Here is a 12,419-nt window from a genome sequence, read left to right as displayed (position 1 = left end):
TTTCCGGCGGGGAGGTCACATGCTGGGTCCGATGCCGACTACGGCGTTGCGGGAAACCCTCCGGGGTCTGGCCGGCTGCCCCGACACCGGTCCGCCGGTCGTCTCGCTCTACCTCGATGCGCGCAAGGACGACCCGACTCGCCGGAAAGTGACGCAGATCTTCGTCCGCCATCGGCTGAAAGACATCCAGGACGCGCAGCGGCGCTACCCGGCCCATGCGAATTCCCTGGCCGAGGATGCAGCGAAGATCCGGGACGCGCTGGATGCGCGACTGGCACCGGGACGGACGGCTGAGGGGCAGGGACTGGTCCTGTTTTCCTCCTCCGGTCGTGGACTGTGGACCCGGATCGAGGCGCCTCGACCGTTCGCCAACCGGTTGATCATCCGGCAAGTCCCGCATCTCCTGCAGCTCGTCCGCATGACCGGCATCTTCCGCGAGGCCTTGCTCTGCCAGGCCGATTCGCGCTCGGCACGGATCCTGGAGTTCGATTTCGGCACTCTCGAGGGAGAATTCACCATCAGCCACCCGGAAATCCCCGGTCGCCATGCCCAGGGAGGATGGTCGCAGACGCGCTACCAGCGGCGCATCGACTGGCAGCGTGAGCGTCATCTCAGGGAGGTGGCCGAGACCTTCGTCCAGCTGGCCGACCAGCGACCCGCGGCTCGGCTCATCATTTCCGCCCCGCCCGAACCCCTGGCACTGCTGCGCGCCGTGCTGCCCCGGCGAATCCTCGAACGGAATCCGGTGGACATCCACCTGAAACCGGGTGTGGATCTGTCCGCGATTTCGCAGGTGATGCTGTGGCTGCTCGAGAGGCTGGCCGCCAAAGACAACGAGGTCCGGCGGATTCGCATTTTCGCGGAGGCCACAAAATCGGGCACCGACATCGGGGTCGAAGCCTGTTGCCGGGCCGCCAACGCAGGGGCGATCGAGGAGCTGCTGATACAGGACAGGCTGGAACGGCTCGGCTGGCGTTGCCGGGATTGCGGGCTGCTGGACCCGGGCCGGTCGCCGGGATCCTGCCCCGCCTGCTCATCGAAGCTGGTTCGCTGCGACCTGACGGCCAGGCTGGCCGAGAAGGTGCTGGCCGAAGGCGGCTACGTGGCCGTGATAGACGGCGGGCGTTTGCTCAAGCAGGCCGGGGGCATGATCGCCCACCTGCGCTTCCGGGTTTGAGCACGAACGTGCCCTCCGTACGGGGCGAAGTTATATTCGGAGGGCGCCGCCGCCCGGCGGCGCCGCTCCCGCGGGCCACGAGGCCCCGCGGTGGCGGGATGCGGGGCTTTCCCGGATCTGTTCCTGCACGGAGGTCGACGTGATGCATCGGGTTGTTTCGGGCGCACTTGCAGTCTTACTGGTGGTGCTGGCGATGGCTTCCGCTCCGGCCCTGGCCGCCGGACGCCTGGTGATCGAGGAAAAGGCCTGGAACGCGGGCGAGGTCGAACTCGGCGCTGTACTCGAGCACGACTTCCTGTTCACCAACGTCGGTGACGAGCCGGTGAAGATCAAGGACGTGCTGCCCCAGTGCGGCTGCACGGTCCCCGAATATCCGAAGGTCGTCGCGCCGGGAGAGACCGCAGCGGTGAAACTGCGCATCGACACCAAGACCCTTCACAGCGGCAAGAACTCCAAGACGACCACGGTGCTGACCAACGCCCCGGGATCCGAACGGGTGATCCTGCAAGTCAAGATGCAACTCTTCACGCCCCTCGAGTTCCTGCCCCGCCCGATGGTCTACCTGCGATCGGTCAAGGGCCAGAGCAAGGAGGAGAAAGTCCTGGCACGGCCTCACCGCAAGGGCATGAAGATCACCGGCGTGGAGTCGAACAATCCCAACATCAGCGTGCGTTTCGAGCCGGCCGAGGTGGCCGCCGAGTCCGACGACGGTACGGGGCGTCTGGCCAACGTGCTGCTCCCCCGGGAAGGAGACGTCTGGATCACGGTGACGCTGGGACCCGAGACGCCGGAAGGTATTCACCGGGCGGAAATCATCGTGCGCACGACCGATCCCGAGTACCCGGAAGCGCAGATCCGCGTCAGCGCCGCCGTCAAATCGCCCTAGCGCCCCGCCCGGCAAGCACGTTCCGCCGGCGACATCGGGCCTGCCGTCGTCGGCCCAGGCCGGACGGGGGGGCGGCCGGGACGATGGCCTGCGATCCGGGGCGGAGGGTTGCGCCGGAGAGCCGGGCAACCAATTTTTGCCTGGTGAGGAGGGCCCATGTCCCTGGAGACCGCGGCCGCCGGTGCCGCGACATCCGCCATCGCTGCGCTGCTGGTGGGCGAGCCCCTGCAGGATGACGACCGTCTGGCCCTGCTCCGGCGGGCGAGGGGGCTCCTGCCGCAGGTGGTGCGCACCGGGCCGTGGGATTCTCTGCGCGACGTGATCCTGGTCGCCCGGCGGCTGGCCCTGGCCGACGAAACACCGGAAGAGCTGCGCCGGTCGGCGCTGGATTTGATCGCACGCCTCGAACAGCAGGACTCGATCGCAGCGCTGGTGGAGTCGGCCCGGGCTCTCGGTTCCCTGACCCCCGAACTCGAGGCCCTGCTGGCAGCGGGTGGCGCGGATTCGATCCTGGCCATCGCCCGGGCGATCCGGGGCCGCCGGGGAGACGCCGTCGCCGAGGAGTTGGCGGCCCTGACCGTGCGCCTGGGCGACGGTTGCTGGCAGCAGGTCATCGCCCGCGCGCAGGAATGGCCTTTCGAAGATGTCTCCGCCTTGCTCCCGCTGCTCGGTCGCCTGCCGGTGGAAAATGCCCGCGGCCTGGGCTACGCGCTGCTCGAGCATCCCGACAGCCGGGTGCGCACTCGCGTTCTGGCCTTCCTGATCAACGCCTCGCCCAAGGACGCCTGCTGGTCCCAGTTGCTCGAATGGGCACTGGTCCATCCCGATCCACAGATGGCCAACGTGGCTCGTGCGGCGCTGATCAACATCCGGCCGACCAACGAGCGACTGGTCGCCCTGGCGCTGAGCGAGAAGGGGCCCTGCCCGGTCGAAGGTCGCCTGCGCGGTCAACTCGAAGCGCTGCAATCGACCATCGATCAGGAGCGACCGACTCCGTCGGAGCCGGAGGAGAAGGAAAGTTGAGCGGCGTCCATCACGCTGCCGAGGCTTTCCTCGGAGCTCTCTCCCGCGCCTACCACAGCGCCCGCCTCTACCCGGGCCGGCATCCCGCAACCCGGACCCAGCTGCGCGCTCTCGAGGAAAGTGCCCGCGCCCTGGCCGCCGTCATCGATGACGACGTGGAACTCTCCTTGGCCGACGCCACCCTGCACGTCGGAGCGGCCGGCCGGATCAAGATCCAGCACCCCGGCGCCCGCGAGTGGATCGAGCGTGGCATCGAAAGCGGAAACCGGACGGCCCTCTTGCGACGGGAACATCTCGGCACCGACGCGCGAACCCTGGTCGAGGCGCTGATCGAGGGGAGACCGCTGAGTCCCGGGCGAGACCCTCAGGCGGAGGCACCGGAGCCGCCCCCCCGCCGGGAAGCCAGGACCGAGGAAAGCCCCCTCGACCCCGCCTTGCCCGGTCGGCTGCTTTCGACCTGGAACGTGCTGCGGGAGAAACGGGCATACCCCGGGGAAGAGATCGAAGCCATCGCCATGGCCGTCGTCAGGCAGCGGGGCGATGGCCTGGTGGAGCCGGCGCTGCTCTACAGCGCGCGGGATCCCCTCGAGGCCCTCGCCTGCCATGCCCTGAACATGGCGCGCCTGGCCTACCTCGCCGGGCGCCAGCGGGGATGGCGGGGGGAAGACCTCTCCGGCATGCTCAACGCCGCGCTGTGGTGCGATGTGGGCATGCTGGAGATTCCCTTCTCGGTGTGGGGCAGCGAGCGCAAGCTCTCCGCCGCCGAGTTCCGCCTGATCCGCAAGCACCCGATCCATGGCGCGCGCCTCCTGTTGACGACTCCGGACGCGCCGTTGCTGGCGGCGGTGGTGGCCTTCGACCATCACCGCCGGCCGGGAGGCCGCGGTTACCCGCAGGTCGGTTCCGCCCTGGATCCGGGTCCCGCAGCCCTGCTGATCCAGGCGGCCGACGTCTACGCGGCCCTCCGGACGCCCCGCACCTTCCGCCCCGCCGTGGAAGAACCGGAGGCTCGGCGGTTGATGTCCCGGCTGCGCGACCTGCGCCTGGATGCGGAGGCGGTGGACCTGCTGCTCGAGCAAACGCTGCCCCAGGGCAGTCGGGTGGTCGGGCTGGACGCGCCCGTCACTGTTTCCTGAACCCGCCGCCGACAGCTCACCGGGGGGAATCCCGGGCGGCAGCGGGTTAGAATCCACCCGTGAAGCGTGAACTGGAAGTCGCTCTCGAGGCGGCCATGGCAGCCGGACGCGAGGTCTCGAGGATCTATCGCGAGGGTTTCGACGTGCGTCAGAAAGGGGCGGAGGGCCCCGTGACCACCGCCGACCTGCGTGCCGACGAGGTCATCCGCCAGATTCTCGGGTCGGCCTTTCCCGACGACGCTCAACTCAGCGAGGAGCGCCCCGACGATCCGGCCCGCATGGGGCGAAGCCGGCTGTGGCTCATCGACCCCCTCGACGGCACTCACCAGTTCGTCGATCGCATCGGCGAATTCGCGGTGATGATCGGGCTGGCCCTCGAAGGACGCAGCGTGCTGGGAGTGGTCCACCTGCCGGAAGAGCAGCTCACCCTCGCCGCCCTCGAAGGGGCCGGCGCGTTCGTCGTGGAGGCATCGGGCCACCGTCGCTTCCTCGAACTCGAGCCCTGGTCGCCCGCCCTGGGGGCTCCCCGGGTGACCGTCTCCCGTTCCCACGCCGGGCCCCGGACCCGGCAGGTGCTGGACCGGCTGCAGCCATCCCGCGTGCTGCGTTCGGGATCGGTGGGGCGCAAGGCCTGCCTGGTGGCCCTGGGCCGGGCCGACGCCTACTTCTCGCTGGGACGGCGCTCGTCCCACTGGGACGCCTGCGCCCCGGAGATCATCGTCCGCGAGGCCGGCGGCGTCTTTCTGCAGGCCGACGGTCGCCCCTTTCGCTACAACCTGGCAGACGTTCGCAATCGCCAGGGCCTTCTCGCCGCGCGGCCCGGACTCGCGTCGACGATCCTCGAGGCCGCGACATCCTCTTTCGAGCCCGGCGTGCCGGAGCACCGGCAAGGAGCACCGTGACGCCCCGCCTGAGGACCTGGCTCACCGTGCTCTGCCTGGCCGCGGGGGCCGTCGGAGGGGCGACCGGGGAGGAGTCCGTGCTGCAAGCGCCCCACCCCGGGCGCTTGCGTGCCCGCCGGCTGGCGCTCGAGGGCACCGAGATCCTTCACGGCGGCCAGGTCGAGCGGGCCGCCGCCCTGCTGACCCGGGCCGTCGGCCTCGACCCCCTGCTGGCCGGAGCCTGGGCCAACCTGGCCGCGGCGGAGGTGCAGCGCTGCCGGCCCACTGCGGCCCGCGGGGCGGCTGCCGTCGCCCGGCGCCTGGACCCCACCCTCGAGCCGGCCGCACGCACCTACCGTTCGGCGCTGGACCTGGACTGTCCCGTCGAACCGGAAGCTTCCATCGCCGCCTGGAGCTGGATCGGCACTCCCGGCCAGGCGCCGGAGTGGGAGCGCGCAGCGGCCTACTGGCGGAATCGCCAAGCCTGGCTCCTGGCGGCCTTCTTCGAAGAACTGGCGCTGGCCGAGGGCCGGGCGGACGTCGACGGCCGCCGGCGACTGGCCCGCGACCTGGAGCGGGCCGGGCTGTACCGGGCGGCCCTCGCCGCGCTGGGGCGGGGGGAGGCGCCACCGACCCCCCGGGAAGAAGCCCTGGCCGCCCGCTTGCGGGAGGCACTGGGCGGGATCCTGCCGCGAGCCGGGTCCCTGGCCGAACGGGCGGCGCTGATCGTCGGCTGGACCGAACCGACCCGGCGCCGGGGACTGGCCCAACTCGCCGAGGTCCTGCTGGCGCGGGGCGTGGCCTCCACCGCGGCGCTGGCGGAACTGCAGGAACTGCTGGGAGTCGGCCAACCGCTGGCGGTGCGCCATCCATGGGGCGCGCTGGATCTACCCGCCGGTTGGCAGGTGGTGCCGCTTCCCCGCGGTCCCCGTGCGCCTCTGCTGGTCGCCCGGCGTTTTCCCGGCGACACGCAGCTGAGTGTTCATCTTCTGCCGGTGCCGAACCCGGACCAGGCGCGGGCCGCGGTGGAAGACGCCTTCCGCGATCCCCCGATTCGACTCGAGGGCCCCTTCCGTCCCTGCCCGGGCGGGGCGCGGGACGGCACCTGCCTCGAGGCCCGCGGACGGGTCGACTTCGCCGCCGAGGGAACCGGCCTGCTCGAGACGAGACTTTTCCTTCGGCCCGGATGGCCCACCGGTCTGCTGCTGGTGGCTCTGCCTTCGGACGCCGGGTGCGGTGCGGCGTGCCGCGAATCGGCGCGGGAAGAACTCCGCACCGTGATGGGGAGTTTTCGGCCCGCCCCCGGCCCGCCCCGCAACGTGCCCGCAGGCACGACGCTGGATCTTCCCCAGCCGCTTGCGTGGAACGGGCCGCAGCCCCACGACGAGCGGGAGAGGCCCTGGCGCACCTACCGTCTCGGGGGGGCGATGCGGGTCGAAGTCCCCCCCGGTGTGGTGGCCGCGGAACTGGGTTCGATGCCGCTGGACTTCACGCCCCCCTCCGGGGCCCGGTTGTGGTTGCGCGGCACCTTCGTCGACCAGCAGGGCCGGAAGGTGCGGATCGGCGACGAGAACTGGTACGGATGGGTCCGGGTCACGGCGGCATCCCCGGCGGCCGGGGAGGGTCCCGGTCCGCCGGAACTGGACCCGGAAGCGCGGCTGGGCCCGGCGGTCTCTCTCGACCGGGCCCTGACCCGCCTGCGGCTACCGGGAAGCGGGAGCGTGCGCAGGGCCACCGGCCGCGCCTTCGAGGGCACCTGGATCCTCTTCCGGCGCAGCCTGGCCGGCCAGGTGGTGGAGGGATTCCTTCCGGTCGGGGAGGGCGCCGAATCCCTGTCCCTGCTCTACATGCCCCTGACCGTACACACCGATCGAGGGGACGAACCCCCTCCGCTCGTCGACCTGGCCAGCCGTTACGAGGTGCGCTTCGACCGCTTCCGCGATCCGGAACGCCGCGCGGACCCTCGGGCCGGGCTGCTCTACGCGGCGGAGATTCAACTGCCCGTCCCCCGGGGATTCCGGGTCAGCCTCAACCGGCGCAGCGCCGACGGCTTTCCCTTGACCCTGCGGCACGAGGAAGACGGCACGCTGATGCGCATCCACCGCTGGCCGGCCAAGGGCGGTGCCCCCGAGCTGCTCAGGGTGCGCGCCGAGAACCAGGCGGGAGGGCCCCCTCCCGATGGCTGGAGGGCGGGACGCAAGGTCCGTGGTGGCGAGACGTTGCTGGCAGACTACCCGGCGCGATCCGGCCGGGAAGCATCGCCCCAGCGCTGCCTGACCCTGCTGCTGGCCCGACAGCCCTCGGAGCGTGCCGCCTACCTGCTGGAACTGATCCGGGGCGCCGAGGCCGCCGACCCCGAGTGGAAGGCCGCCTGCCGGCTGGCCCGGGCCGTGCGTTTCCGGCGCCGGCAACCCCGGCGCTAGCCGCCCGCCGGGGTTGCCGGGGTTTTCCGACGCGAGGGCCCGGCAGGCCAGAAAACAAGGATTGGCAAGCGGGCTGCCGGGTCCGCCTCGACGCACGAACGCGACCCCCTCGGGGGTCGCGCCGCAAGGTGCCGATGGCGGGTTCAGCGCGCCAGCAGCTCGTCGCGCAAGCGCTCGAGCTCACCGAGCACATCGGCGGGGGTGAGGATCCGGGGCAGGGGATCGGCGCCCGAAGAAGGCAGGATCAGCGAGGCCCCGGCATCGATGGCCCCGGTGCCGGCCCCCTTGCCGACGTAGCCGATGCTCCCGCTGCCCGAGGTTCTCGGGGAGACATCGCCCACGCCAGCGCCCTGGGGCAACTGGATGGTCACGGGAGGCAGCAGGTTTTCGTTGATGTCCAGCTCGATGGGCTGGAAGATGGCCCACATCGCCCCCGTGGCGAAGTCGCTGCCATCGACCAGGTCCAGCCGGGGCTGCGAAGGGTCGGGGGGGGCCTGGGCGAAGGCGCTCCCGACCAGGAGGGTGAACGCCAGCAGCACCGAAGCCGGCAGCAGGATTTTCGGAAGTCTCGAGTGTCCCTGTCTCATCGTCGCCTCCCAAGTCAGCAGCACACGGCCTACCACGAGATTCACTGAAAGTTGACCGGGATTCCGGCGCGCTGTCAACCCCCCCGCCTGTAAAAGAACACCTCCAGGCGGCTTGGGCGGCTGCCGGTGCTATCATCCCGCCAAACGGTCCCGCACCGGGGCGGCACCCTGCGAAAACGTGAAATGGCCGAAAAAGAGCAAAAGATTCCTGTCGCCGTCCTGGGAGCGACCGGACTCGTCGGCCAGCGCCTGGTCACGCTGCTGGTCGAGCACCCGTGGTTCGAAATCGCCGAAGTCGCCGCCTCCGAGCGCAGCGCCGGCAAGCCCTACGAGCAGGCGGTGCGCTGGCGCCTGCCCGGACCGCCCCCCGGGCGCGTCGCCTCGATGACCGTGCTTCCCGCCCACCCCGACCACGTGGCCTCGAAGGTGGTGTTCTCGGCCCTCGACGCGCGGGCCGCGGAGAGCGCCGAGGCCCTCTTCGCCCAGGCGGGGCGGGCGGTGATCAGCAACGCGCGGACCCACCGCATGGCGGCTCCTGTCCCACTGCTGATCCCGGAAGTCAACCCTTCCCACCTGGCCCTGCTCGACAACCCGTCCGGCGGTCGACGGGAGGGGGGCTTCATCGTCACCAACCCCAACTGCTCGACCATCGCGCTGACCCTGGCTCTCGCCCCCTTCGCACAGCACTGCGGCATCGAAGAGGTGGTGGTCACCACCCTCCAGGCCATCTCCGGCGCCGGCTATCCGGGGGTCGCCGCCCTCGACATGGTCGACAACGTCGTCCCCTGGATCTCCGGCGAGGAAGAGAAGATCCAGCGCGAGCCGCTGAAGATCCTCGGCCGACTGCAAGCCGGGCGGATCGAGCCCGCCGCCATGCGGATCTCGGCGCAAGTCCACCGGGTTCCCGTTTGCGACGGGCACCTGCTCACGGTGCATCTGCGTCCGGGTCGGGACCTTTCGCCGGAACAGGCGACGGCGCTGATCGCCGGCTTCCAGGGCGAGCCCCAGCGTCGGCGCCTGCCCTCGGCCCCCGCGCGCCCGCTCGAAATCGTCCACGGCCGCGACCGGCCCCAACCCCGCCTCGACCGTGACGCGGGGGCGGGGATGAGCGTGACGGTGGGACAAATCCGCCGCTGCAGCGTCCTGGGCCTGAAAATGGAAATCCTCGGACACAACACCGTGCGGGGAGCGGCGGGGGGAACCCTGCTGATTGCCGAGCTTCTCGCCGACCGCGGTCTGCTGCCATGATCGTGATGAAGTTCGGCGGGACCTCGGTCAGGGGAGCCGGGCGCCTGCAGAGGGTCGCCGCCATCGTTCACGACCGGCTCGGCGAACGCCCCCTGGTGGTGACCTCGGCCATGGCCGGCGTCACCGACGCGCTCTCGAGCCTGTTCGAGATGGCCCTGGAAGGCGAGCGGGAGCGGCTGGACGCCGAACTCGAAGAGTTGCGCGCGCTGCACCTGGCGGCGGCCGCCGCCCTGGACCGGGCAGCCGACACCCTGTGCCGGCGTCTCGAAGGCCACCTGCGGGAGTTGCGCGTGCTGCTGCGCGGTCTGCGCCTGGTGGGCACCGCCCGCGCCCGGTCCCGTGATGCGGTGCTCGGACACGGTGAGTTGATGGCCCAGGAACTGCTGGTCGCAGCGCTCACGGCGCGCGGCTGCCCCGCGCAGTTCGTGCCCTCGACCCGCGTCGTCGTGACCGACGCCTGCTTCGGCGCCGCCACCCCGGATCTCGACGGCACCCGGCGGCAGGCCGCCGGGGAGATCGCCCCCCTGCTCGAGCGGGGCGTGGTCCCCGTGCTCGGCGGCTACGTCGGCGCCACCCCCGGGGGGCTGCCGACCACCCTGGGTCGCGGCGGGTCGGACCTCTCGGCGTCGTTACTCGGGCTGGCCCTGGGGGCGGAAGCGGTGGAGATCTGGACCGACGTGGACGGGCTGATGACCGCCGATCCCCGGCGCGTGAACGGAGCGCGGGTCCTGCCCCGGGCCACCTTCCGGGAGGCCGCCGAACTCGCGGGCTTCGGCGCCAGGGTCTTGCACCCGGCCTCCATCGACCCGGCCCTCGAGGGGGGCGTTCCGGTGCTGATCCGCAACTCCCTGGCACCTTCGCGGCCGGGCACGCGGATCGACCGGCAGGGAACGGGGCGCGGAGGCGTCCGGGCCATCGCCTCGCGGGACGCCATGGCCGAAGTGCGGCTGCACTGCCCGGGACGCACGATGGAGGGCGACTTCCTCCACCGCCTGCTGCGGGTCGCCGCCGGTGCGGGAGCGGCGCCGATCCAGGTGGCGGCCGGCCCCGCCGGCGTGGCGCTCGTTCTCCCCGCCGGGCAGGCCGCTGCGGCCGAGGGGCGACTGGCGGAGTTGGGCGAGTTGCAGATCGCCGCCCCCCTGGGCCTGGTCGCGGCCGTGGGGGAGGGGCTGGCGACCCGCCCGCAGCTCTGGCCCCGCTGGCTCGAACAGGCCCGCGACCTCGGGATGCGGCGCATCGTGCAAGGCCCCTTCGGTTCTTCACTGGGTGTGCTCCTGCCCGAATCGAAGGTGCAGACCCTGATCGAGCGGTGGCATGCTTTGTGTCTCTCATGCGTGGAGGAAGAGCTGTGAAGGTCAGGCCACTTCGCCTCGCGCTGGTGGGCTACGGAAAGATGGGACGGGCCATCGAGGCCCTGGCCCCGGAACGGGGACACCGCGTCGTGGCCCGTGTCGATCCCACGCTGCCCGAGGGCGAAGGGACGAGTCTCGATACCCTCGCCGGAAGCTGCGACGTGGCTTTCGAATTCTCCTCACCGGCGGCCGGCGCGGACAACGTGGGTCGCCTGATCCGGCAGGGTGTTCCCGTCGTCTCCGGAACCACCGGTTGGAGCGATCGGCTCGGCGCCCTGCAGGCCGAAGCCGATCGCCGCGGGGTGGGCTTTCTCTGGGCGCCGAATTTCTCCCTCGGCGTCAATCTCCTCTTTCGCCTGGCGGCCACCGCGGCGCGCGCCCTCGGAGAGCTGGGGGAGTTCTCGCCCTGGCTCTGGGAAGCGCACCATGACGCCAAGCAGGATGGCCCCTCGGGCACGGCCTGCCGCATCGCCGAGATCGTCGTCGAGCAGACTCCGGGCAAAACGCGCTACGGCCCGGCTCCGGCCGAGGGGGCCGTCGATCCCGAGCTCTTGCCGGTGGCCTGGATCCGCGCCGGCAGCATTCCGGGCGAACATCGTCTGGGCTGGGACGGCCCCGGCGAGTCGCTGGAGATCATCCACCGCGCCCGCAGCCGGGAGATCTTCGCCATCGGCGCCCTGCGCTGCGCGGAATGGCTGGTGGGCCGGCGGGGCAGCGCCCGGCTCGAAGACATGTTGGACGAAATCCTCGGAAACGAAAATGGAGACCCCCGATGAGTGCTCTGCATCTCAAGGGCGTGCTGACCGCCCTGATCACCCCTTTCGACGATTCCGGCAAGGTCGACATGGATGCCTTCCGGGCGCTGGTCGCCCGGCAGCTCGATGCCGGCATTCACGGCCTGGTGCCCTGCGGGACTACCGGCGAGACGCCGACCCTCGACGAAGACGAGTGGGCGGCGCTGGTCACCTGCTGCGTGGAAATGGCCGACGGCCGGGTGCCCGTCGTTCCCGGCACGGGAGGCCATGACACGGCGCGCAGCGTGGCCCGCACCCGCCGCGCCGCGGCCTTGGGGGCCGATGCCGCCCTGGTGGTCTCGCCCTACTACAACAAACCCAATCCCCGGGGGCTGGTCGGCCACTACCGCGCCGTGGCCGCAGTCGGCCTGCCGGTGGTGCTCTACAACGTCCCCTCGCGCACGGGGTTGAACGTGGCTCCCGAACTGGTGCTGGAAATCGCGAAAATCGAGGGACTGGCGGCGGTCAAGGAGGCCTCCGGGCAGCTCTCCCAGGCGATGAGCCTGGTGGCGGCCCGACCGCGGGCAGATTTCTCGATCCTCTCCGGGGAAGACGAGCTGACCTGTGCCATGACCCTGCTCGGCGGCGACGGTGTGATCTCGGTGGTCTCCAACGTGGATCCCGCCGGAACGGTGGCCATGGTCGAGGCGGCTCTCGAGGGCGATGCGGCGGCGGCGCGACGGACCCACTACCGGCTGCTGAAGTTGACCCGGGCCCTCTTCGCTGAAACCAATCCCGTGCCGGCCAAGGCCGCCCTGGCGGAGTTGGGCTTGTGCCGGGACGCGGTGCGGCCGCCCCTGGCCGCGGCATCGGAGGCGACCCGACGGCTGCTGCGAGAGGGCCTGGCGGCCGCCGGCCTGCTCTGACTTCGGTGCCCTCGGACGCGCGACGCGGCCGGGGCCGGATGGAGAT

The 12,419-nt window shown here is 71.2% G+C and carries 11 protein-coding genes; 10 read left to right on the top strand and 1 reads right to left on the bottom strand.

The features are described from left to right. Positions 1-19 precede the first annotated feature (19 nt). The 6 genes from Q9Q40_05925 (at position 20) to Q9Q40_05900 (ending at position 7,526) form a co-directional block, all read left to right on the top strand. Positions 20-1,177, top strand: a complete 1,158-nt coding sequence (locus tag Q9Q40_05925) for a Vms1/Ankzf1 family peptidyl-tRNA hydrolase (GenBank protein ID MDQ7006750.1) — start codon at positions 20-22, stop codon at positions 1,175-1,177. A 142-nt stretch (positions 1,178-1,319) separates the two neighbouring features. After that, complete coding sequence (locus Q9Q40_05920; protein MDQ7006749.1) at positions 1,320-2,063, top strand: DUF1573 domain-containing protein; 744 nt, start codon at positions 1,320-1,322, stop codon at positions 2,061-2,063. A gap of 156 nt (positions 2,064-2,219) precedes the next feature. After that, on the top strand, positions 2,220-3,086 hold the full coding sequence (locus tag Q9Q40_05915; protein MDQ7006748.1) for a hypothetical protein: 867 nt from the start codon (positions 2,220-2,222) through the stop codon (positions 3,084-3,086). Next, the gene (locus Q9Q40_05910) at positions 3,083-4,222 is read left to right on the top strand and encodes an HD domain-containing phosphohydrolase (protein ID MDQ7006747.1); all 1,140 of its coding nucleotides are present in this window, start codon (positions 3,083-3,085) and stop codon (positions 4,220-4,222) included. The genes Q9Q40_05915 and Q9Q40_05910 overlap by 4 nt, the downstream gene beginning before the upstream one ends. A gap of 59 nt (positions 4,223-4,281) precedes the next feature. Then, the gene (locus tag Q9Q40_05905) at positions 4,282-5,124 is read left to right on the top strand and encodes a 3'(2'),5'-bisphosphate nucleotidase CysQ (GenBank protein MDQ7006746.1); all 843 of its coding nucleotides are present in this window, start codon (positions 4,282-4,284) and stop codon (positions 5,122-5,124) included. Continuing rightward, complete coding sequence (locus Q9Q40_05900; protein MDQ7006745.1) at positions 5,121-7,526, top strand: hypothetical protein; 2,406 nt, start codon at positions 5,121-5,123, stop codon at positions 7,524-7,526. Before Q9Q40_05905 ends, Q9Q40_05900 begins: the two co-directional genes overlap by 4 nt. 143 nt (positions 7,527-7,669) lie before the next feature. Here Q9Q40_05900 and Q9Q40_05895 read toward each other — a convergent pair whose 3' ends face one another. Then, positions 7,670-8,113: a hypothetical protein gene (locus Q9Q40_05895; GenBank protein ID MDQ7006744.1), complete on the bottom strand. Its 444-nt coding sequence runs from the start codon at positions 8,111-8,113 to the stop codon at positions 7,670-7,672. A 183-nt stretch (positions 8,114-8,296) separates the two neighbouring features. On the opposite strand from Q9Q40_05895, the gene asd reads away from it, so the two are divergent. Genes asd through dapA form a run of 4 tightly spaced genes read left to right on the top strand, consistent with a single transcriptional unit; the run spans position 8,297 to position 12,373 of the window. Further along, the gene (gene asd / locus Q9Q40_05890) at positions 8,297-9,361 is read left to right on the top strand and encodes an aspartate-semialdehyde dehydrogenase (protein MDQ7006743.1); all 1,065 of its coding nucleotides are present in this window, start codon (positions 8,297-8,299) and stop codon (positions 9,359-9,361) included. Continuing rightward, positions 9,358-10,713: an aspartate kinase gene (locus Q9Q40_05885; GenBank protein ID MDQ7006742.1), complete on the top strand. Its 1,356-nt coding sequence runs from the start codon at positions 9,358-9,360 to the stop codon at positions 10,711-10,713. Before asd ends, Q9Q40_05885 begins: the two co-directional genes overlap by 4 nt. After that, a complete protein-coding gene (gene dapB / locus Q9Q40_05880; GenBank protein ID MDQ7006741.1) occupies positions 10,710-11,489 on the top strand; it encodes a 4-hydroxy-tetrahydrodipicolinate reductase in 780 nt (259 codons plus the stop codon). Before Q9Q40_05885 ends, dapB begins: the two co-directional genes overlap by 4 nt. Further along, positions 11,486-12,373 (top strand): 4-hydroxy-tetrahydrodipicolinate synthase, encoded by an 888-nt coding sequence (gene dapA / locus Q9Q40_05875; GenBank protein ID MDQ7006740.1) that lies wholly within the window; start codon positions 11,486-11,488, stop codon positions 12,371-12,373. The genes dapB and dapA overlap by 4 nt, the downstream gene beginning before the upstream one ends. Positions 12,374-12,419 lie beyond the last annotated feature (46 nt).

Source organism: Acidobacteriota bacterium (assembly GCA_030949985.1).
Lineage (GTDB): Bacteria > Acidobacteriota > Polarisedimenticolia > J045 > J045 > JALTMS01.
Note: the sequence above shows the minus strand (reverse complement) of the source record. Positions and strands in the feature narration are given on the sequence as shown.